This is a genomic window from Listeria rocourtiae FSL F6-920, from assembly GCF_000525975.1.
GTDB lineage: Bacteria > Bacillota > Bacilli > Lactobacillales > Listeriaceae > Listeria_A > Listeria_A rocourtiae.
On the sequence record NZ_AODK01000027.1, the window covers coordinates 1 to 21,833 of the forward strand.

Annotated in this window: 18 protein-coding genes and 2 pseudogenes; 16 read left to right on the forward strand and 4 right to left on the reverse strand. The window is 39.9% G+C overall.

Annotated features, from left to right (window positions below):
* The first annotated feature begins 492 nt into the window (after positions 1 to 492).
* From PROCOU_RS09530 to PROCOU_RS09565, 9 genes and pseudogenes are all read left to right on the forward strand, one after another.
* Entirely contained in the window at positions 493 to 807 is a 315-nt protein-coding gene (locus tag PROCOU_RS09530) for an ArsR/SmtB family transcription factor (protein WP_036071882.1), read from the forward strand.
* A pseudogene (locus PROCOU_RS09535) lies at positions 804 to 1,740 on the forward strand (ABC transporter ATP-binding protein). The gene PROCOU_RS09530 and the pseudogene PROCOU_RS09535 overlap by 4 nt, the downstream one beginning before the upstream one ends.
* The gene (locus tag PROCOU_RS09540; protein WP_036071884.1) at positions 1,733 to 2,503 is read left to right on the forward strand and encodes an ABC transporter permease; all 771 of its coding nucleotides are present in this window, start codon (positions 1,733 to 1,735) and stop codon (positions 2,501 to 2,503) included. Before PROCOU_RS09535 ends, PROCOU_RS09540 begins: the two are co-directional and overlap by 8 nt.
* A gap of 121 nt (positions 2,504 to 2,624) precedes the next feature.
* Complete coding sequence (locus PROCOU_RS09545; protein WP_036071887.1) at positions 2,625 to 4,046, forward strand: CapA family protein; 1,422 nt, start codon at positions 2,625 to 2,627, stop codon at positions 4,044 to 4,046.
* A gap of 27 nt (positions 4,047 to 4,073) precedes the next feature.
* On the forward strand, positions 4,074 to 5,039 hold the full coding sequence (locus PROCOU_RS09550; protein WP_036071890.1) for a cation diffusion facilitator family transporter: 966 nt from the start codon (positions 4,074 to 4,076) through the stop codon (positions 5,037 to 5,039).
* A gap of 431 nt (positions 5,040 to 5,470) precedes the next feature.
* Entirely contained in the window at positions 5,471 to 6,952 is a 1,482-nt protein-coding gene (locus tag PROCOU_RS09555; RefSeq protein ID WP_036071893.1) for a DHA2 family efflux MFS transporter permease subunit, read from the forward strand.
* A 122-nt stretch (positions 6,953 to 7,074) separates the two neighbouring features.
* Entirely contained in the window at positions 7,075 to 7,980 is a 906-nt protein-coding gene (locus PROCOU_RS09560) for an AEC family transporter (protein WP_036071895.1), read from the forward strand.
* Positions 7,981 to 8,158: 178 nt separating this feature from the next.
* On the forward strand, positions 8,159 to 8,461 hold the full coding sequence (locus PROCOU_RS19320; RefSeq protein WP_077913403.1) for a helix-turn-helix domain-containing protein: 303 nt from the start codon (positions 8,159 to 8,161) through the stop codon (positions 8,459 to 8,461).
* On the forward strand, positions 8,370 to 9,608 hold the full coding sequence (locus PROCOU_RS09565; protein ID WP_159101206.1) for an AcpB/EbpR/MafR family transcriptional regulator: 1,239 nt from the start codon (positions 8,370 to 8,372) through the stop codon (positions 9,606 to 9,608). The genes PROCOU_RS19320 and PROCOU_RS09565 overlap by 92 nt, the downstream gene beginning before the upstream one ends.
* A 51-nt stretch (positions 9,609 to 9,659) precedes the next feature.
* Here the strand turns inward: PROCOU_RS09565 and PROCOU_RS09570 are convergent.
* From PROCOU_RS09570 to PROCOU_RS09580, 3 genes and pseudogenes are all read right to left on the reverse strand, one after another.
* Positions 9,660 to 10,611 (reverse strand): annotated as a pseudogene (locus PROCOU_RS09570) (quinone oxidoreductase family protein).
* 66 nt (positions 10,612 to 10,677) lie between these two features.
* A complete protein-coding gene (rlmN, locus tag PROCOU_RS09575) occupies positions 10,678 to 11,799 on the reverse strand; it encodes a dual-specificity RNA methyltransferase RlmN (RefSeq protein ID WP_051994321.1) in 1,122 nt (373 codons plus the stop codon).
* Positions 11,800 to 11,862: 63 nt separating this feature from the next.
* On the reverse strand, positions 11,863 to 12,552 hold the full coding sequence (locus PROCOU_RS09580; protein ID WP_036072023.1) for an aspartate/glutamate racemase family protein: 690 nt from the start codon (positions 12,550 to 12,552) through the stop codon (positions 11,863 to 11,865).
* Positions 12,553 to 12,761: 209 nt separating this feature from the next.
* On the opposite strand from PROCOU_RS09580, the gene PROCOU_RS09585 reads away from it, so the two are divergent.
* Entirely contained in the window at positions 12,762 to 13,529 is a 768-nt protein-coding gene (locus tag PROCOU_RS09585) for an ABC transporter ATP-binding protein (protein ID WP_036071899.1), read from the forward strand.
* Complete coding sequence (locus PROCOU_RS09590; protein ID WP_036071901.1) at positions 13,516 to 15,450, forward strand: FtsX-like permease family protein; 1,935 nt, start codon at positions 13,516 to 13,518, stop codon at positions 15,448 to 15,450. Before PROCOU_RS09585 ends, PROCOU_RS09590 begins: the two co-directional genes overlap by 14 nt.
* Positions 15,451 to 15,574: 124 nt before the next feature.
* Here the strand turns inward: PROCOU_RS09590 and PROCOU_RS09595 are convergent, their stop codons facing one another.
* Positions 15,575 to 16,396 carry an alpha/beta hydrolase gene (locus PROCOU_RS09595; RefSeq protein ID WP_051994322.1) on the reverse strand — a complete coding sequence of 274 codons (822 nt, stop codon included), beginning with the start codon at positions 16,394 to 16,396 and terminating at the stop codon, positions 15,575 to 15,577.
* 1,222 nt (positions 16,397 to 17,618) lie between these two features.
* Between PROCOU_RS09595 and PROCOU_RS09610 the strand changes: the two genes are divergently transcribed.
* The 5 genes from PROCOU_RS09610 (at position 17,619) to PROCOU_RS17190 (ending at position 21,794) form a co-directional block, all read left to right on the forward strand.
* Entirely contained in the window at positions 17,619 to 17,969 is a 351-nt protein-coding gene (locus PROCOU_RS09610) for a permease prefix domain 1-containing protein (RefSeq protein ID WP_244266279.1), read from the forward strand.
* Positions 17,966 to 18,577, forward strand: coding sequence for a hypothetical protein (locus PROCOU_RS09615; RefSeq protein ID WP_036071911.1), 612 nt, complete (start codon positions 17,966 to 17,968; stop codon positions 18,575 to 18,577). The genes PROCOU_RS09610 and PROCOU_RS09615 overlap by 4 nt, the downstream gene beginning before the upstream one ends.
* An 89-nt stretch (positions 18,578 to 18,666) precedes the next feature.
* A complete protein-coding gene (locus PROCOU_RS09620) occupies positions 18,667 to 19,095 on the forward strand; it encodes a hypothetical protein (RefSeq protein WP_036071914.1) in 429 nt (142 codons plus the stop codon).
* Between the two features lie 349 nt (positions 19,096 to 19,444).
* A complete protein-coding gene (locus tag PROCOU_RS09625) occupies positions 19,445 to 21,457 on the forward strand; it encodes a polysaccharide lyase 8 family protein (protein ID WP_051994323.1) in 2,013 nt (670 codons plus the stop codon).
* The gene (locus tag PROCOU_RS17190) at positions 21,360 to 21,794 is read left to right on the forward strand and encodes a polysaccharide lyase beta-sandwich domain-containing protein (protein ID WP_244266280.1); all 435 of its coding nucleotides are present in this window, start codon (positions 21,360 to 21,362) and stop codon (positions 21,792 to 21,794) included. Before PROCOU_RS09625 ends, PROCOU_RS17190 begins: the two co-directional genes overlap by 98 nt.
* The last annotated feature ends 39 nt before the right edge of the window (positions 21,795 to 21,833 follow it).

Consider the following 21,833-nt stretch of genomic DNA (forward strand, 5'->3'; position numbering starts at 1 on the left):
AAGTTTTTCGAGGAGTTGGCCGTTGAAGCTGGATCCGGAGGCGCTTCACGGGATTGCTGTACATGGATTACATGCTCGCTTCGCTCTCATGCATATTGAGGCTCTAATTCGGCATACTACGCTTCTTAAGAGCCACAACAAAGCTGAAACGGCCCGTTCAGCTCCGAAAAAAACTGGAGCGGCCGTAGTAAAAAGCCGCTCTTACTTTTTATGGAGGGCGTGAAGTTTTCGAGGAGTTGGCTAAGAAGAAGGCAGTTTCATTGCATTCAACTGCATATTGAGGTTCTAAAAAAGCATACTTCGCTTTTCAAGAACCACAACAAAGCTGGATCCGGAGGCGCTTCACGTGATGCAATACGTGGATTACATGCTATGCATATTGAGGCTCCAAAGAAATACAGTACATTTCCTTAGAGCCTCAACAACTTGACATTACATGCATACTAATCTATATTCTACATAGGTATTCGTCTATATACGAGGAGGTTAAAAATGAACTATGAAAAAACTTCATTAGTACTCAAAGCTATGGCAGATCCAAGCCGAATGAAAATCATCCACCTCTTATCATCCGGTAGTTTATGTGCCTGCGATGTCTTAAAACATTTCGACTTCACTCAACCAACGCTTTCCCACCATATGAAATCGCTAGAGAAGGCCGGAATCGTTTCTGTAACAAAACAAAGTCAATGGCATTACTACGCATTAAAAGAAACGTTTATAAGAGATTTCATGGATTCCATGGTACAATTACTTTCTGACCAGAAAAACCAATCATACACAAAAAAGGAGATAGTTATTACATGACATATGCACTCGAAATAGCAGGCTTAAAAAAAAGTATATGCGACCGGTGTCCAAGCGCTACGGGGGATTGATTTATCCGTACAAGAAGGGGATTTTTACGCACTGTTAGGTCCAAATGGTGCCGGAAAATCAACGACAATCGGTATTATTACATCACTAGTCAATAAAACGTCAGGAAAAGTAAAAGTTTTTGGCTATGATATTGATACAGATTTAGTCCGCGCAAAACAACAAATTGGGCTAGTTCCTCAAGAATTTAACTTCAATCCATTTGAAACCGTCCAACAAATCGTTGTGAACCAAGCTGGCTATTATGGTGTTTCTCGCAAAGAAGCACTAAAACGAAGCGAAACATACTTAAAACAATCTGGTCTCTGGGAAAAACGGGATGTCCGTGCTCGGATGCTATCTGGCGGTATGAAACGACGATTAATGATTGCCCGAGCTTTAATGCATGAACCGCGCCTTCTCATTTTGGATGAACCAACAGCCGGTGTCGATATCGAACTAAGACGTGAGATGTGGGACTATCTCAGAGAATTGAACATAAACGGTACAACAATTATTCTGACAACGCACTACCTCGAGGAAGCCGAAATGCTCTGTCGCAATATCGGAATTATTCAGTCGGGCGAGCTAATCGAGAATACAAGTATGAAAGCACTTTTAGGCAAATTACAGTTTGAAACGTTTATTTTTGACTTAGCGCCTTCTAGTAGGAGACCTGAGATTACAGGATATAAATACAATTTAGAAGACGATGCCACTCTTGAAGTCGAAGTAGAGCGCAATCAAGGAATTAATGACGTTTTTGAGCAACTGACCAAACAAGGAATTCAAGTTTTATCCATGCGCAACAAATCCAATCGTCTGGAAGAACTATTCCTGAAAATCACAGAAGAGACACACCAAGCGGAGGGGAATCATGTTTAATCTTTATTTTACAGCTTTAAAAAGCCTAGCAGTCAAGGAAACCAACCGCTATATGCGAATTTGGATTCAAACCTTAGTACCACCAGTCATTACGACATCTTTATATTTTGTTATTTTCGGTAACTTAATCGGAAGTCGGGTCGGCCAAGTTGGTGGATTTTCTTATATGGAATTTATCGTACCTGGACTTATTATGATGTCTGTTATCACGAGCTCCTATTCTAATGTATCATCTTCCTTTTTCTCGCAAAAATTCCAGAAAAATATTGAGGAAATATTGATTGCGCCAGTGCCTACACACGTTATCATTTGGGGTTTTCTCCTCGGAGGAATTGGTCGAAGTATTCTAGTTGGTGCGCTCGTAACACTTGTTTCCCTATTTTTCGTACCACTCGCTGTCCATTCATGGCTACTCGTCGTTCTCACACTACTCATGACAGCGATTCTATTCTCGCTAGCGGGTCTATTAAACGGTATTTTCGCCCAGTCTTTTGATGATGTATCCATTATTCCAACCTTTGTTTTACAACCGTTGACGTATCTCGGTGGTGTTTTTTATGCGATTTCGATGCTGCCGCCATTTTGGCAAGCCATATCAAAAGCCAATCCGATTGTTTATATGATTTCAGGATTCCGTTTCGGCTTCCTTGGAACGACAGATATTTCAGTCATGTGGTCTATCGCTATCCTTATTCTTTTTATCGTTGTGCTATACGCGATTTGTTGGTATTTAATCGACAAAGGACGCGGACTGAGAAGTTAATAGTGAAAACAATAGCCTAATCCCGATAACACTTGGGATTAGGTTGTTCCATTTTTATACATTGCCATCCTTCTCCTCGCATAATATACTAAAGAAAAATCGCTCTTGAAAGGAGCACAACATGAAGAAAAAAACATTCCTTATTCCAGGCATCATCATCCTCTTTTTTGCAGTAGGTGTTTTTTGGACAGTCCATACTTTGAATCAATCGCCCACAGCCAAACCGCTCAAAAGTGTCACCCAGAAATCCGTTCAACAGCTTTCCGAACAAACACAAGCCACGCTCCAAGCCTTAGCTAATTCAGGAGGCGATTCTGATTCACAGGAACAATTAGCAACACTTATCAAAAACGTAAACAGACTCGAATTAACGAATAATTCCAATAGTTTCTATGTCAAGAACTTGAAAGCCTGCTTAGAAGCACTACAACAATACAGATTTGGAAACGCCGATAAAAAAGCGCTCGGTAAAGTTTATCCTGCTTTTATCGAAAGTGAAAAGAAGTGCAGTGATATCACCAAAACAACCCAATATCAATGGTTTTACGCAGCTGCGGCAAACTACGAACAAGGTCTCAAACAAAAAGGTGTTATCACGCTAACGATGGTCGGTGATAACTCGTTTGGTACCTATCCCGAAACACCTGAACACCTCAAATTCGATAACGTTTTTAAGAAAAATAATGGCACCAACACCTATGTTTTTCAAAACTGTCTGCCATGGTTTAATTCAGATGACTATACGGTTATCAATGCGGAAAGTGCCTTTACGAACGCCACGAAAGCCGAAGTAAAAATGTGGCGTATCAAGAGTGACCCTGCACATGTCGCCTTTTTACCTGCGAGCGGTGTTGATGCAGCAAATCTAGCTAACAATCATACCATGGATTATTTTCAAATTGGTTATGATGACACCTTGGAAGCCTTTAAAGACAATAATATCCCTGTTTTCAATAAGGACATGCCGCTCATCACTAAAATCGGAGGTATCGAAACTGTCTTACTCGGCTATGATTGTCGCTCCAGTCAACAATCAACGAGCTATCTTGCAAAAATAGAATCCGACGTAAAGAAATACAAAAAGCCGAATACTCTAGTCATTGTAAATATGCATTGGGGTGTTGAATATCGTGAAACACCCGTAGATTATCAAACCCAATACGGTCATGCGATTATTAACGCCGGTGCTGATATCATCATGGGCTCCCATCCCCATCGTCTAGAAAGCGTCGAAAAATATAATGGCAAGTACATCGTGTATAGCATGGGTGACTTCGCTTTTGGAGCTGATCCAACGCTGCTTTCTCGGATGACCTCGATGTTCCGATTGCGCTTTACAGAAGATAATGGTAAGGTAGTCTTAAAAAATCTTTCCATCGTCCCAACTTATGAGAATTCAGATGGCGCCCTGCATGAAAATAATTATCAACCTCTTCCTGTTTTTGGCGATGATGCAAAGAAAATTGTGAATGAATTAATCAGAATAAGTAAGCCAATTCAAGGTGGAGTGACAGAGTACGACTACTTTGATCCCTTCATCTAAAGCTAAACTAGAAAGAAGGAAAAACATTTGAATGAAATATTTCAGTTACTAAAAAAGGGAAACAAGTCGGCGCTCACTGCTGCAATCGTCAACGTTCTTGTCTCTATTATTAAAGGAACCACCTATATATTTACAGGAAATGTGGCGATGTTCGCTGAAACGTTACACAGTCTAGGTGACGCTGCCAATCAATTTTTCGTGTTTGTTGGTTCTGCACTAAGCAAAAAACGCCCGACGAAGCGCTTCCCCAATGGTTTTGGTCGTGTCGTAAACCTTGTTCTTCTCGGCGCCGTTTTGATTGTAGGTATTATGGCATTTGAAACAATTAAAGAAGGAATTTCGCATATTTTCCATCCGACAGAATCGACCGGTTTTATCATTAACTTGATTGTTCTCGGAGTCTGTACCATTTTAGAAGGTTTTGTTCTCGTAAAAGCAATGCACGAAATTGCGCACGATGTTGGCTTGGAATCCCGCGGTTTGAAACTTTTCAAAGATAGTCTCGCGAATTTCGGTAAAGCAAAAGCCGCGACTCGTCTCGTTTTCTTAGAAGATTCCGTTGCAACTGGCGGTGGACTTTTGGCAATGATTGCAATTATTATTTCCTATTTCACACCGTACCATCAAGCAGAGGGAATCGCATCTGCCTTAATTGGGATTATGATGTTTATCGTTGTTGGTAAAGTATTCTTGGATAACGCAGCTGGGGCGATTGGTGAGTCCGATGAAGTATTGCAAGTACAAATTGGCCAACTCGTAATGAGCGATCCAGACGTTAAAGACATCCAAGTTATCACTGTTTTAAAAGAAGGCGACTTTTTCCATGTGGAAGTGGAGGTGGAACTCGATCCCGAAATGACGCTTGCACAAGTAGATGATGTCAAAGATCGCCTTGAAGAAAATATTCTAAACGTCAAAGGAGTTGTTGATGTTCTCGTTTCATTTGACGAAGATGATGCCATCCGAAGCTGGGAGTATGGTGACGGTAGGTAATTTACAATACGAAGAGGGTGGGACAAACTCATTTCTACACAAAAATAAGCAAGATATCAGGATTCCCTTTTTGAGGGTAGGACGTAAATATTGCTTGACACAAATCGAGCGAAAGCGTTTGTATTCAGGGGATTTGGTGGAAGCCGGAAGCGGAGTGTACGACTGTACATGAGAACCGGAAGTCCGCCAAATCCCCTGAATGCGAGCGCTTGTCGCCGATTTATTTGGGTTATGTCCCAGACCCTTTTTTAGTTGCAACTGAGTAGTACAAACAAAGATAGCGCAATCATTTCTGCCTTATCAAAATAACAATCTGAATACTTGCAAATTTTTTTAAATTTTTTCCATTGACTCTTTTCGTAAATTGCCCTATAATAGTCAAATAGTTAATTAAGTGAACTAATTATTTTTAAATCAAAAGGAGATTGAACATGACACAAACAGCACACGCGGAACAACCCGTTGATATTCACGGGAAACCTTATAATCGTATGTTATTAATGACAGTAATGCTTGTGGGGGCATTCGTTGCTATCTTAAACCAAACGATTCTTTCAACAGCTCTTCCGCACATTATGGTCGATTTAAACATTACAGCATCTACAGGGCAATGGCTAACAACAGCATTCCTACTTACTAACGGGATTATGATTCCAATTACGGCAATGTTAATCGGTAAAATTAACTCGAAAACGCTATTTTTAACAGCGATGATTGTCTTCACAGTTGGTACAGTAATCTCAGCTTTCTCAGATAGCTTTGCGCTACTTCTAACTGGGCGGATCATTCAAGCGGCTGGGGCCGGAATTCTAATGCCTCTAATGCAAACCATTTTCCTACTTATTTTCCCACCTGATCGTCGTGGGGCAGCGATGGGCATGGTCGGATTAGTTATCGCTTTTGCTCCTGCTATCGGACCGACTTTATCAGGTTGGATTGTGGATAGCTATGATTGGCACATGCTTTTCATTATCTTGATTCCAATCGCAGTTCTTGATATTATTTTTGCCTTTTTCGCAATGAGAAAAGTAGTTGAACTTACGAATCCAAAAATCGATATTATTTCGATCGCCCTTTCAACAATTGGATTTGGTGCCCTTCTTTACGGCTTTAGTAGCGCGGGTACGGATGGTTGGACAGACGGCCTTGTGATTACAATGTTCATCGTTGGTGCTATCGGCTTAGTCCTATTCATCTGGCGCCAACTAAAAATGGAAAAACCGATGCTCGAACTTCGCGTTTTCCAATCACCAGTTTTCACGCTATCCACTATTATCAGTGCGATTGTTATGATGTCTATGATTGGTGCAGAAATCGTATTACCACTTTATATTCAAAATATTCTTGGTGAAACAGCGCTACATTCTGGATTACTATTGCTTCCAGGTGCTATCGTGATGGGTGTTATGAGCCCAATTACTGGTATTATTTTCGATAAGATTGGGCCGAAATTGCTTGCGATTACTGGTATGACATTACTCGTAGCTGGAACAATTCCGTTTATGTTCTTGACAAAGGATACGTCTACTATGTACATTATCGTCTTTTATGCCGTGCGTTTCTTCGGTATTTCAATGGTTATGATGCCGATGTCAACAGCTGGTATGAACTCGTTGCCACTGAACATGATGAGTCACGGTACTGCGGTGAATAATACGATTCGTCAAGTTGCTGGTTCGATTGGTACAGCGATTCTCATTACTGTATTGAGTAACGTAACGAAAGACAATATGCCAGGAAAAGCATTAGCAATGTCTGATCCACAAGCATTCCAAAATCAAGCTATGACAGCAAACCTTGACGGCATGAAAGCGGCGTTTCTCGTTGCCGTAGCCTTTGCGGTTGTAGGCTTGATTCTAAGCCTATTCGTGAAAGATATTCGTCCTCAAGGAAAGAAAACTGTAACTAAATAATGAAAAAGAAACGTGTACGCTAAATTTTTTCTTAGCATCGCGTTTCTTTTTTCAGTGTTACTCGCAAAATATGCTAAGATAGTAAAATAAGTTGATATTTACAGAAAAGGGGATTTTTTTGCATGGAGTTTGTTTTGATTCTATTGCCGATTTTCGGGATTTTCGCAATTGGTTTTATTGGACAGAAAACGCTTAAGTTTGATATCCCGAATTTATCGAAGTTAACGCTTTATTTAATGTCGCCGTTTTTGGCGTTTAATACGTTCTATACGAATAAATTAACGATGGACTATGCCTATTTATTGATTTTTGTTGTGGGGCTTTGTTTATCTATTATCGCGATTATTTATGTCATTGCAAAGGTGATGAACTATGATATTCAAGATGCGTGCGCGATGATTCTTGCTTCGGCTTTTATGAACAATGGGAATTATGGAACGCCCGTTGTTTTGCTAATTTTTGGTGCTACTGGGCTTGATATTGCAGTTATTTTAATGGTATTGCAGCAGCTTGTAATGAGTACAATTGGGGTCTTCTTCGCGGCACGAGGCAGTGCGCAAACGGCCAGTATGAAAATGGTTTGGCAACGTGTCGTCCGGATGCCGGTCGCTTATGGGGCACTACTGGGCATTGTCCTCCAACTCATCCATCTACCAGTTCCAGCGGGCGTGATGACTTGTGTGAAATTGGTCGGGGATGCAGCAATTCCAACGATTATGATTGTATTGGGCATGCAATTAGCGGTTATCTCATTTCGCCGAATCGATATTACTAAAGTCTCGATTTCGCTTATTTTGCGTCTCCTCATTTCCCCTCTTATCGCTGTATTGTTCACACTTATTTTACCAGTAGATCCAATGACGAAACAAATCATGATTTTACTTGCTGCAATGCCAACAGCTGCTAACACAACTTTACTCGCAGTACAATTCAATACGAAGCCAGATCTCGTATCCAGCACAACTTTTATCAGCACTGTTCTTAGTATTGTCACAATTCCGGTTGTTTTATGGCTTCTTTTTCCTTGAAAGTGATGACAAATGAATTATGATATGATATAGTTAACAAATTGAACAAAATAGCAAACATATCTTCATGCAACTATGAGCCACCGCGCCGATTCGAGGCACGGTGTTCCTTCACGTCTGTCCCATAGCCAAATGTGAATCTATGAGCTAGGAGTGTGTCTATTTTTGGAAAAATTTAATTGTCGCTTCGGAGTACCGTAAACTCAATTTACTACAGACATTATTTAAGTCCCCGCAAACATATCAAAAGAAAGAGTTAGCTGACTTATTGCACTGCTCAATCAAAACACTAGAGCGCGATATTTTATCGTTGCAAGACCTGTTCAATCCTAACATCGCTCACGTATATGAAGACAGCTCTCGAAATATTTTGCTTTCTGTCGGTAAACATGTCAATTTCGACTACCTCTATGCGCTTGTCGTCAGCAGCTCTCATTTATATTTACTTGCAAAAGACATTTTTACTGGCAAAAAAAAATAATTTAGCCGAATGGGCGACTGATAACTATAGTAGCCTACCGACCATGTATCGCCGTATTCGTCAAATTGATACGTATCTGGCTGATAGTAACCTTGTTTTAGAAACACAGCCTCTTGCTATCAAAGGGCCTGAAATCAATCTTCGTTATTTCTACTACCAAATTTACAGTAAATCTTATCCCTACACTAAATGGCCCTTTCCAGACATCCCCTATGAAAACATCAATCGATTTATCCTCCAAGTAGAAGCCTTTTATCACATCCATTTTTCACTATCTTCACGAATTAAATATGCGATTGCAATTGCCGTTACATTAAAACGCGTGAAGCAAGAACACGCCTTTACCATCCAAAATCACTGGTTACAAAAATGGGATGAGCTCAATGCATTGCAACCTGAGAATGCCACCATTGATTACACCATTCTTGAAAAAATCATCGGCATGCCTCTTTCAAAACACGAACGCTATTTCACGCTAATCACTGCTTTTTGGACCCATTTTACGCATACAGATAGTTTTTTCCTAGAAGCTAGAGCGCAGTGTAACTCGGAAATTTACTTGCCAAACCACGTACTAGCCTCTGAACTTACTAGTATACTAGATGAATATCCTGACAACGAGAAAAATATCGCCCTCACAGAAACACTGGACTTCTTAGTAAACTTCACGTTTATCAATAAAATAAATGTTTTGCCAGATATCCCTCTTCCTCAAGTTTCTCCAGAAAAAGCTCATCTCTCCAAACAAATCCACAACATCTTAACAAAATATGAAGAAAATCCACATTTCTCATATATTCGCCCAAATAAGTCTGTGATTACCAATTATCTAGTTGCTGTTTATTACATCTTAATGCAGCAAGCCCAACAGCATGATGCCCTTCACGTCAAAATCATTTCACAAAACGGTTATTTATGGGAAGAGTTTCTTCGTGGCGAAATTAAGCGGAAATACTCTGCGGATCAAATTATCGTTTGCCAGGAAGTAACAACACACGAGCTACATTCTGGAATTGATTTAATTATTAGTGATTTTCCTCTTTATGAGCAAGCAGACATGCACACCAATGGATTGCTTTGGAATATCCCGCCTTCTCCTACAGATTATGCCCAGTTGGATACTATTTTAGAACGAGAAAAAGCATAAAAATAGCAGGAAAATCGGACTTAAGCTTAGAATCCGATCTTCCTGCTATTTTTATGGTATTAATAAAATTTTTCCGGTACTTTTTCTGCTCTCCAGCAAGTCATGTGCCGCTTTTCCATCTGATAATGCGAATTTCCGTGGCTTGTTCACTGTTATTTTCCCGGTACTAATCATTTCAAAGAGGGCATGCGAGCGCTTGATTCGCTCTTCTTTACTCGTTAAAAAACTCCACAAATCACCGCCAGTCAATGTTTTTGAAGCATCCATCAACATCCGTGGATCCACAGGTACAGGATCACCACCGGACATACCGTAAAAAAACGACTGTGCCTTTCTCACGAACAGTTTGGAAACTATCCATTAGCGTTGAACCCACAGAATCATAGACTACATCGATTTTTCCAGTTAATTTTTCGGCCCAACCATCACTGTACAATAAAACCTCTTCCGCGCCCAATTTCTGTGCAATTGCTGCTTTCTCCTCACTCGAAGTCAGACCAATTACTTTGCCGCCAAGCGATGTGATGATTTGCGTCAACATTTGGCCAACGCCACCTGCAACAGCATGAACAAGCGCCACATCCCCATATTTAATCGCATAGCTATCCTTTGCCAAATAGCTAGCCGTCAAACCTTGTAACAATACCGAAGCCGCGATATCATCTCCAATCAAATCTGGTATGGGAATTGCCTGTGTAACAGGGATCGCAACAAGTTCCGCATTTGCAAGTGGCACATCAACAAACGCTACACGATCACCAATCGTAAAATCCGTCACATCCTCACCAAGTGCTACAACAACACCAGCCCCCTCATATCCAAGCACGTATGGCGCTCCACCAACAAGGTGATAGTTCCCCTTACGACGATAAATATCTGCAAAATTCAAACCAATCGCAGTCATTTCTAGTAAAATTTCTCCCTTGCCAGCCACTGCATCTGGTATATCTACATATTGTAATACATCTGAACCTCCAAATTCATTAAACACCAATGCTTTCATCTTTCGCAGCTCCTTATATATAGAAAAAGCCCGCATCATCCGCGAACTTCTTCTTAATTCTAAATATTATTCGGCAGTAACTTGTTGTTTTACTTTTGCTTCTGCTTTTTCACGCATCCGCTCACGAACGCCTTTTTTCTTAATTTGTTTACTACGCAATTGCCCACATGCAGCATCAATATCTGTCCCATGTTCACGACGAACAACACAATTAATTCCTTTGCGTCTCAGTGTCTCATAGAATGCATCAATAACTGCAGCATCACTGCGTTGATACTGATCATGCTCGTCAACCGGATTGTAAGGAATCAAGTTCACCCAAGCCAAATGACGCTTCTCACCAATTAAAGCTGCCAGCTCAAGCGCTTCTTGCTTATGATCATTGACATCTTTTAGCATGATATACTCATACGTGATACGACGATTCGTTTTCTCCAAATAATATTCGACTGCTTCCATCAATTTTTCTAATGGATAGGTTTTGTTAATCCGCATCACACGCGTACGCAAATCGTTATTTGGTGCGTGTAAAGAGACGGCTAAATTAACACGAATATCTTCATTAGCAAAATCAATAATACGCGGTGCTAGACCACTTGTTGATACCGTAATATGGCGCGCTCCAATAGCTAAGCCCTTCTGATCGTTCACAACACGAAGGAAATCCATCACATTATCGTAGTTATCAAATGGCTCACCAATCCCCATGACTACGATATGGCTGACACGATCACCATTGCCCTTCGAATCCAGATAAAGTTGCACATTCATAATTTGTTCGACAATCTCGCCAGCGTTCAAATCACGCTGTTTCTTCAGCAACCCACTTGCACAAAAAGTACAACCGATATTGCATCCCACTTGTGTCGTTACACAAACACTAAGCCCATAAGAATGTGTCATCATAACCGTCTCAATCAAGTTACCATCCGATAATTGGAACAAATACTTCGTTGTCCCATCTTTAGATTCCTGTTTAATTTGTTCATTCAATGTGTGCATCGTGAAGTTCTCCTCCAGCATGTCCACACATGATTTATTTAAGTTCGACATTTGCGCAAATTCTGTGACACGTTTGACATAAAGCCAATCCCACACTTGCGTCGCACGGAATTTCTTCTCGCCCTTTTCCTCAAACCAGTCCCCAAGCTGCGCCATCGTTAACCCGTAAATCGAGCTTTTTCCCATTCTTCAAAAACCTCTTTTCAAAATTTCATTACGCCTTATCCAAATTATAACGGTTTTAGCGCCTCATCGCAAGGCTTCCTTTGCTGCATATTTGGCATGAAGTTCCGCAGTTTTAAAGATTGGTAGCGCAACGTCCGACTCACGAATCAGTAATTCCAGCTCCGTGCACCCCAAAACAATACCCTGCGCCCCTTCTATGCTCGCTTTTTCAATAATAGCTAGCACTGCAGTCCGCGATTCCTCACGGATAATACCCAGACACAACTCCTCAAAAATAATCCGGTTCACTATCTCCAAACCAGCATCAACTGGAATCTGGACTCCAATCCCGCTCCCTGCATAACGCCCTTTATAAAAATCCTCCACCATCGTATAACGCGTACCAAGCAATAAAATTTGCCCCAATCCCCGCTCCTGAATAGCCCTAATCGTCGGCTCCGCAATATGTATAATCGGAATCTTAATCATTTCTTCCACCTGATGTATCACTTTATGCATCGTATTCGTACAAATCAAAATAAATTCTGCACCTGCTTGCTCCAATTTCACTGCTGCATCCGCGAGCAATACCCCAGCCTCATACCATCTATTCTCTTGTTGCAACTTCTCAATTGCATAAAAATCCATACTATACAAAATAATTTCAGCTGAATGAAGCTCCCCCAATATTTCACGAACCTGCTCATTGATAATCCGATAATACTCTGCTGTTGATTCCCAACTCATCCCACCGATTAACCCGATTTTTCTCATCTCCACACGTCCCCTCCTAAAAAACTTAGCCCTATCTATGTCAAATAAGTATACCATGGAAAGAAGCTACCTAAAAACTCTTTTTGGATTGCATAGTGTTACGAAAGTGTAAGCTTCTTCATTCATAATGTCATCTTAGACAATGGTTTACAATTACTTTTATCGCTACACTGAATAGTATAAGTCATCTATAAATAGGAGGCATTTACATGGAGGTAATTCTACAAGCACAAAATGTTTGTAAAGTTTATGGTATAAAAGGAAATCTCTATACAGCTTTAGACAATATTAATCTGGAAATTGAGAAGGGGGCTTTTGTCGGTATCATGGGGCCAAGCGGTGCCGGTAAATCAACGCTGCTTAACGTCTTCTCCACCATCGACCAATCTACTTCTGGTGAAATCAAAATCTCTGGGCAAGAACTGGAAACAATGAATGAGGAACAGATGTCTTCGTTTCGTCGCGATAAGCTAGGATTTATTTTCCAAGATTATAACCTGCTCGATACACTGAGTGTTCGCGAAAATATCATATTACCCCTTGCACTCGCAAAACATTCTGTATATGAAATGGAAACACGACTAGAAGAAGTAGCCGACACATTCCATATTCGCGATATTTTAGATAAATACCCTAACGAAATCTCTGGGGGACAAAAACAACGAACAGCTGCAAGTCGCGCAATAATAGCCGATCCCAGTTTAATTTTTGCAGATGAGCCTACTGGTGCTCTTGACTCAAAATCAGCGACAGATCTATTAGAAAATTTAAAGAGACTGCATGAACAAAAATATTCAACCATCATGATGGTAACACATGACGCCTACGCTGCTAGCTTCTGTAAACGAATTTTGTTTATTAAAGATGGCACACTCTATACCGAGGTTTATCGTGGTGCACAAAGTCGTAAAGAATTTTTCCAAAAAATTCTTGATGTGTTATCACAGTTAGGAGGAGATATAAATGACATTATTTGACCTAGCAAAAAAGAATATAAAGCATAATTTCATTCACTATTTTCTCTACTTTGCCTCCATGATTTTCTCTATCATGATTTATTATACATTTGTATCACTGTCGAAAGATCCAAAAGTCGTTACTCGTATCGATAATGATGACAATCTTGCCAGTATTTTCAACGCATCATCTATCATCTTAATTATTTTTGTCGCTATCTTTATTTTATATTCCAATCACTTCTTTACCCGTAAGCGTAAAAAAGAAATTGGCATATACTCCCTTCTTGGTCTTCGTAAAAAAGAAATTGGCCGGATGCTCTTTTATGAGAATTTTCTAATGGGGGTTGTTGCTCTCGTTATTGGGATAGGTCTTGGTACACTCTTGTCAAAACTATTTGTCGCGATATTAATCCAGATCATGAAGCTTGATGCGATTAGTAATTTTGTCTTTTCTATCGATGCTATGGTTAATACGGTTTTGATTTTTATTATCATTACATTGATTACATCGATTACCAGTTACCGCATTATTTACCGAACGACATTACTTGATCTATTCCACTCAGAAAGTAAACGTGAAAAAACACCAAAAAATAATCCACTCTTAGCAATACTCGCGCTCATTTTAATTCTAGGTGGCTACTTTATTGCATTGCAACCCCTAATAACGGCGGATTCTATTTGGGGAAAAATCAAATTTGAACCTGGCATGCTAGTCATTCTGACGTCCGTTATTACCGGAACCGTGCTCTTACTTAACAACTTCCTGCCATTCCTACTCAATAAAATTCGTAAAAATAAACGTATTTTCTATAATGGCACGAATATTATAGGCAATTCACAACTTGCATTCCGAATCGCTTCAAACGCCAGAACGCTTTCTACTATCGCCGTTTTGACTGGCATGACATTGGTTGCAATTGGCATGGTTGCAGGCATCTATAATAACACCAATAAAGATGCTAGTTTAAATAATCCTGCTACTTTTGAATATCATATTGTGGATGAAAAAAGTAATAAAGCAGCATTAACACTTGCCCAAAACAACATACAATCCCCAATGGCTGGGCATCAGGAAACAACCATTAGTTATGTAAAAGCGACAAGTGATAGTAAAATGCCATTTGCATACGAGCCTAAAGATGGTTTTGCAGTTATTGGCCTTACAGCTTACAATAAACTACTCGCTCTAGAAAAACAAAATAGTTCAGAACTAGCACCACTAGAAAACGATGAAGCCATACTTATCTCACCTGATTCGGCTACTGAAAACGATGTACTAAATCAAAGCTTCACCTTAAAAAATAGCACCGATCAAAAAGTAACAATTACAAAAATCATTACTGACTTACCCTTTAGCACGCTTTATCAACTCATTATCGTCTCCGATGATATAGCAAAAACGCTACCTAGCAAAAATAACATAGCAATCCAGTCAATCATGATTGAGCAGCCAAAAGATGCCCTTGCACTTAGCAAACAAATGTCGAAAGTGCTTCCAGAAAATGCAATGTTTCGAAGTTATCCAGAGAATTACGACGCACTGATGAGAGGAAATGGTGTTCTGCTATTTATCGGTATGTTTATTGGTATGGTTTTTCTAGCCGCAACTGGGAGTATCATCTACTTCAAGCAACTAACCGAGGCCTATAATGATGTAGCAACTTATGATATTTTAAAAAAAATTGGTTTAGATCGAAAAGAAATTCGCAAAACCATTGCCAAGCAAGTACTCGCTACTTTTTTAATCCCTCTTATTTTAGGGATTACACACAGCTCTATCGCACTGATCTCCCTTGCCCACTTGTTGCAAATGAATATAGCATTCGCAGCCATTATAAGTACGGGAACCTTCACTCTGATGTTTATCGCTTATTACTTCATAACAGTAAATACGTATACCAATATTGTAATAGGCAAAAAAAGAAATGATGGATGACTTATTTTTTGTCTAAGTAGCATATACCCCTATCAATTCTTCTTTTCTACACTATTGTTTCTCATAGAAAAACCTCTTAATGTAAATTTTACAAATAAGAGGTTTTTCTTTTTCATCCTTTATGTCAATAAACAAACTCTGCAACAATTGCATCCACTGTCGTATTCTCATGTAAATCACTATGTTGCGCGCCCCCTCCTGTCACAACCTGCTCACTATAATCAGCCACCGCATCATCGAAAATCAGGCGTGATGCTAGAGCGCTCTGAACCGGCACAACACCATCTGATACAGAATCTCCATCCAAGTCTCCGGCAATCGAAAGTACCTTCAAGTTTGCATCTAAATTTCCATTTTCTTCAATATATGTCTGCAGCTCTGTAGTCCGCTTCTTCACATCCATAAAGTCCGTCGTAGCCGCATTATAATCTGTATCCAAATCATTAAATGGCGTCCCGATAACGACCATTTTTTCCATTCTCGGTGCCGCATCATCCACTAATTTTTCCGCATATGTCGTCAGCGCCAAGCCACCATTTGAGTGACCAATCGCGTTGTACTGCGTTACGTTATACCGCTTCTGAAGATCCTTCATCACCGTATCAATCCACTCTGCTTCTTGATCGATTGGCGCATCATTATTCTCAAACACTACTTGAATAAAGGGGTTTTGCGGCTTACTACTCAGCGTCCCTTGGTATTCTAGCGTGCCATCTTTTTGTACCAGCACAATGACCCTATCTGTAGATTTTCCATATGTAGACATAATTCGTGCAATCATCCCATTAAACGAATTCGCCGTTCCATGCGTTCCATGAACAAGCAAAATCGGCGTCGTCTTCGATAAATCAACATCCTTAACCTTCGCCGAATACGCCCTAATCGATCCAAAAACCGCAACCGCTAAAAAGAAACATCCACCAAACAACGCCAATTTCCGCCACATATCCCATCCACCCCTTCGACTTGCTATCATGCATTTACTTTACCCATAAAAGATGAACAAATTATTACTAAAATATTAGGTTTTAAAGAAGTTTTGAAAACGTGGTTTAAATCTTGATTATTTATATCCAATAAAATTTTAGGCCCTATTGATTGAGAAGGTTTTTAGTCTGACTGCAATCTATTCGTTTGGCTGGGGTTTCGTATGCATTTGTAAGTGTTACGGGTGGATTACATGCTCGTTTTGCTCTCATGCGTATTGGCGCTCTAACTCAGGCGAGATCTTTTTTGTATCCCATCTTATTCTCTGCTAGAATCGGGGGGCTCCTTTTTGCTTGCTTTGCTGGCTTATGGTTTCGCCTACTCGCTTACGCTCCTAGCCATATTGGCACTCTAACTCAGGGTGGGGCTTTTGAGCTCTATCTTATTCTCTGGTGGAATCGAGGGGGGGGTTCCTTTTTGCTTGCTTTGCTGCCTTTATGGTTTCGCCTACTCGCTTACGCTCCTAGCCATATTGGCACTCTAACTCAGGGTGGGGCTTGAGCTCTATCTTATTCTCTGGTGGAATCGGTGGGGTTCCTTTTTGCTTGCTTTGCTGGCTGATGGTTTCGCCTACTCGCTTGCGCTCCTAGCCATATTGGCACTCTAACTCAGGGTGGTTCTTGAGCTCTATCTTATTCTCTGGTGGAATCGGTGGGGCTCCTTTTTGCTTGCTTTGCTGCCTTATGGTTTCGCCTACTCGCTTACACTCCTAGCCATATTGGCACTCTAACTCAGGGTGGGGCTTGAGCTCTATCTTATTCTCTGGTGGAATCGGGGGGATTCCTTTTTGCTTGCTTTGCTGCCTTTATGGTTTCGCCTACTCGCTTACGCTCCTAGCCATATTGGCACTCTAACTCAGGGTGGGGCTCTTAGGCTCTATCTTATTCTCTGGTGGAATCAGTGGGGTTCCTTTTTTCTTGATTTGCTGGCTTCATGGTTTCGCCTACTCGCTTGCGCTCCTAGCCATATTGGCACTCTAACTCAGGGTGGGGCTCTTCGTAAGAGTGCCAATAATTACTTTGACACATAGAGTAATTCGTGTTATTATTACTCTACCAGGTAGAACACTGTGTGCGCAGTTGTATTTTTGAATATTTTGGAGGGGTAAAAAATGATAACTATAAAAAAAACATGTCGATCAGTTATTTAGTGATATTCCAGCGACGGAGGAGAGTTTGTTCATGAAAGAGGAGATTCTTCGTGGTTTGGAGGATAAGGTTGATATCTTGATAGCTAAAGGGAAATCGGAGGAGGATGCGGTTAATAAAGCCATTGTTGAGCTTGGCGATTTGACGGATTTGCGAATGGAACTGGCTGAGTATCGTGTGAAGCCATCTAAATCGTACCTTGCTTGGACGCATTTCCAATTTTCACTCGTTGGAACGGCGCTTATCATCGGCTTGCTTCTTTTTATTAATATTTATTATACGCCGACTGTTCTTTGGGTCGTTTTTCCAGCTTTTGCGATTGTTTGGTGGCCACTTGCAATGTACTTTAGATGTCTGCGTGTGCAAGGGGAGGTCATGAATTGAAGGGGTTAGTTAGCTTTTCCATTGTTGGAAGCGCGATTTGTATGTTTTTTCTCGTCATGCTGAATTTTTTCCTAACACCAACGCTTGATTGGAGTATCTATCCATGTATCGCCCTCCTTCTATGGCCTTTGTCAATGTATTTCGTCTACCGCCAAAATTTAACGCAGTTTGCTTTTTTCACTAGTTTCGTCTTCATTATTTTGCTAACTGTCATTAATTTGCGTGAGTCGCCAGAAGTGCTTTGGGTTTTATATGCTCTATATCCGCTCGTTTTCTGGCCAATTTTTACGTTTTTCGGAAAAAAAGCGTACACGATGACTGCCGCAGTGATTGGTGCTACGACAACAATTATTTATTACGCCTTGCTTAATCTAGCGTTCTCACCAAGTTATCCTTGGGTAATCGCGATTATTTTCGCTATCGGTTGGTGGCCTTTATCGCTATATCATTCCAAACACAAAAACTTTTTTGCTTTTTCAATCCAAGCAAGTATCTGGATTGGCGGTTTTGTGATTGGAATGAATTGGGCTTTCTCGCCAGACGTAATTTGGGCGATTTATCCGATTTTCGTCGTTGTTTGGTGGCCTATTTCCATGCATTTTTTTTAGTGCAAAACGTCACATGAGAACTTTATAATCTGACTCATGTATGGTACATTCAAATAGGAATATAAATCTTATTTGAAGGAGCTACTAAAATGGAAAATCAACTAGACGAAAAAGCTATTTTGCGGGCGCAGTTGACGAACCCTCGTTGGATGACGCTGACGCTCGCAATCATTTGTTCGCTGTTCGCAATATTTACTTTGTTAGGTGTGTTTGTTCTTTTTAGCTTGTCTACAGAAGGCATTAAAGCCGACGCCATCCATGCCTTAAAAATCGCTCGAATTTTAGCCTCTTTATTCTGTTTACTTTATGCTATATTCGCCTTACTATTGTTCAACAACTATTCCAAATTAAGAAAAGGAATTCTTGTCCCTAAAATGCTCTATTTTGCGCTAAGTGTATTCGTTATCTTATCCGCAGCGAATAGTATCTTCAGTGGCCAATTAGGCGGCGTCTTTTTACCACTTATTATCTTGTTATTCACAATCAAAATCATCTTGGATCTAGGGAAAATTAAATAGTTTATTAAGAAAAACTGCTGAGATTCAGCAGTTTTTTTTTGCGTTCACTAAAAAATAGAAAAACAACGCTATCTAACAAATTAAAGCATTACAAAAAATTTTTTTACAGTAAATATCAAAAAGTACTTTTTTTTTTTACTTTTTTAATATAAAATGACTTAGTTTCACCTTGAATTTAAAAGTAATATTTTTAACTTATATAGTATGAATCCGTTACCAAATTGTGTCTATTTTATGTCTATTTAACTTTTTTTTGTGTTTTTCATCGCATTTTTCTGGGTAACAAGTAAGGAAACGTACTTTTATCAAACGAATGTGTCGAAAAAGTGAAAACGGAGGTGTCGTTACCATGAAAAAATATGTTATTGCTCTTCTGCTAGCATTATTCTTGGTAATCGCTATAGGCGATAAAACATTTGCACAAACTGTCGCGGAACAAAATATGTCACTAAATAATTGGAAGATATCTTTGACTGGTAAAGCTTTCCCCACTTCCAATATTGCTTTAAAAGTAGCTTTGAACGAAAAAGAGAAGGCTCTACAACAAAGTGTGCTCTCTAGGCTAAATAAAGATTCCAAGAAAAATTATCTCTTTTCAAATATAACAGCCTGGAAAACTAGCCCTACACAAATGACAATGATTGCTCTTAACATTGAGAAGATGGCAACTTTATATCAAACTCCTAACTCAACTTATTATCGTAATGCCGCTTTAAAACAGGATATCCTCTATTCTCTTAATTGGCTGTATACCAATATTTATAACGAAAAAACGGTTAGAACAGATAAAAACTGGTATGATTTCCAAATTGGTACACCAATCTCACTGGTAAATGTCTTTACTTTGATGAAAGCAGATATTCCAAACGCTACTTTACAAAAATATTTAAAGACAATTGACTACTTTGAACCAAAAGCAGCCAATGCCAAAGATGTAGGAACTGGTGCTAACCGTGTCGACAAAAGCTTCGTCATAACATTGCGCGGTGTTCTTGGTAATGACCAATCTAAAATCAACCTTGGAGCTGATATGGTGAAACGCGCTTACATGCCAGTAACTTCCGGTGATGGTTTTTATGCCGATGGCTCTTTTATTCAACATACAAACACGCCTTACACAACAGGGTATGGTGCGGCCGTTCTTGCTCGCAGTGCAGATTTTTATCAACTGCTTTCTGGAACAAAATCGCTGAGTAATTTCCGCTCCCTACCAACTATATTTACTTATTTAGATACTACTTACCTTCCTGCTTTTTATAAAGATGAGGTTCTTGATATGACTCGTGGACGTAGTGTTTCTCTAAAAGCAGTCACTAATCAACAGGTCGCCAATACAATGCTCTATGATATGTTTACAATTAGTCAAAAAAATACGAACGTTACCTATCGCAATAAGTACGCCCGAATTCTGAAATCTTCTATTATCAGTCAATCCTTAAATCCTGATTTTTACAAAAACCTAACACTCGCACAGGCACAAACATTCCAATCTATACTACTCAACAAGAAAATAATCGGCACCTATCCAGCGTTGACCCAAAACAAAATGATGTCAGCCGCCAGTCAAATGATTGATACAAAACCTGGTTACGTAGCTGGAATTAGTATGTTTTCCAAAAAAATCTCCGCATTCGAGACCATTGGTGGCCAAAATAAGCTCGGTTTCTACACAGGAACTGGCGCTTTCTATCTATATAACGATGATCAAGCCTTTGAAGGAAGCTACTATCCAACTGTTGATATGACTAGCTTAGCCGGCACAACAACAGACCACAAAACAAAACCAATTGTTGCAGATAACTTAAAATATTTCAACACTCAAGCATGGTCTGGCGGTGTATCTGATCAGCAAAACGGCTCCGCAACGATGCATTACAGTATGAAAAATGTAACTGGAAGCTCGCTCGAAGCTCGCAAATCTTGGTTCTTTTTAAACGGCAAAATTGTGGCGCTTGGTGCCGGTATCACATCGAAAGAAAACTTAAACACCGAAACCATTGTCGAAAATAGAAAATTATATAATACTCGCCTTAATACATTTATCGTCGGAGGTCAAACTATCAATCTTGGTCAAACAAAGAATATCAATACAAAATGGGCTCATCTAAACGGAGCGCTCCCAAGTCAAAGTATCGGCTATGTTTTCCCAACGGCTACAAACGTCACAGCCTACAAAAAAACGAAATCAGGCAATTGGAATACTTTAAACTCTCGCAACGGCAGCATCATTGCAAATGCAGACTATGCCGGCATCACAATATCTCATGGCAAAAAGCCTACAAACAAATCTTACAGCTACATCATTTTACCAGGGAAATCCAAGCAAGCAACCGAAGCTTACAGCAAAAAAAATCGATGTTGAAATCCGTGCCAATAATTTGAATCAACAAGCCGTATTCGATAAATCACAAAATCTTTGGATTGCGAATTTCCGTCAGGCTAGTACACTAAATGGTATTGTCGCTCAAACTCGAGGCTCCATCATGATTCGTAAATCAGCAACTCTACAAAAAGTAACTCTTGCAGATCCATCAATGGAGCAAAATAAAATCGTCTTTTTAGTACCAAAAGTTACTGGTCACAAAGTAAAAAGTAAATCCCCAGAAGTTAGCGTTACAACATCTGGTAAAAATTGGCGCATCCAAGTGAATACTTCCGCAAAAAACGGAAAATCCTTCAGTGTTAATTTCGGAAAATAATATTTAAAAAGACACTAAGATGAGTAGGCGAGACCATGG

What these genes read in the sequence shown, in the direction of transcription:
- PROCOU_RS09530 (WP_036071882.1), top strand. Translation starts at nt 493, where the DNA reads ATGAACTATGAAAAAACTTCATTAGTACTCAAAGCTATGGCAGATCCA.
- PROCOU_RS09540 (WP_036071884.1), top strand. Translation starts at nt 1,733, where the DNA reads ATGTTTAATCTTTATTTTACAGCTTTAAAAAGCCTAGCAGTCAAGGAA.
- PROCOU_RS09545 (WP_036071887.1), top strand. Translation starts at nt 2,625, where the DNA reads ATGAAGAAAAAAACATTCCTTATTCCAGGCATCATCATCCTCTTTTTT.
- PROCOU_RS09555 (WP_036071893.1), top strand. Translation starts at nt 5,471, where the DNA reads ATGACACAAACAGCACACGCGGAACAACCCGTTGATATTCACGGGAAA.
- PROCOU_RS09560 (WP_036071895.1), top strand. Translation starts at nt 7,075, where the DNA reads ATGGAGTTTGTTTTGATTCTATTGCCGATTTTCGGGATTTTCGCAATT.
- PROCOU_RS09565 (WP_159101206.1), top strand. Translation starts at nt 8,370, where the DNA reads ATGTCAATTTCGACTACCTCTATGCGCTTGTCGTCAGCAGCTCTCATT.
- rlmN (WP_051994321.1), bottom strand. Translation starts at nt 11,799, where the DNA reads ATGGGAAAAAGCTCGATTTACGGGTTAACGATGGCGCAGCTTGGGGAC.
- PROCOU_RS09580 (WP_036072023.1), bottom strand. Translation starts at nt 12,552, where the DNA reads ATGAGAAAAATCGGGTTAATCGGTGGGATGAGTTGGGAATCAACAGCA.
- PROCOU_RS09585 (WP_036071899.1), top strand. Translation starts at nt 12,762, where the DNA reads ATGGAGGTAATTCTACAAGCACAAAATGTTTGTAAAGTTTATGGTATA.
- PROCOU_RS09590 (WP_036071901.1), top strand. Translation starts at nt 13,516, where the DNA reads ATGACATTATTTGACCTAGCAAAAAAGAATATAAAGCATAATTTCATT.
- PROCOU_RS09595 (WP_051994322.1), bottom strand. Translation starts at nt 16,396, where the DNA reads ATGTGGCGGAAATTGGCGTTGTTTGGTGGATGTTTCTTTTTAGCGGTT.
- PROCOU_RS09610 (WP_244266279.1), top strand. Translation starts at nt 17,619, where the DNA reads ATGAAAGAGGAGATTCTTCGTGGTTTGGAGGATAAGGTTGATATCTTG.
- PROCOU_RS09620 (WP_036071914.1), top strand. Translation starts at nt 18,667, where the DNA reads ATGGAAAATCAACTAGACGAAAAAGCTATTTTGCGGGCGCAGTTGACG.
- PROCOU_RS09625 (WP_051994323.1), top strand. Translation starts at nt 19,445, where the DNA reads ATGAAAAAATATGTTATTGCTCTTCTGCTAGCATTATTCTTGGTAATC.
- PROCOU_RS17190 (WP_244266280.1), top strand. Translation starts at nt 21,360, where the DNA reads ATGGCAAAAAGCCTACAAACAAATCTTACAGCTACATCATTTTACCAG.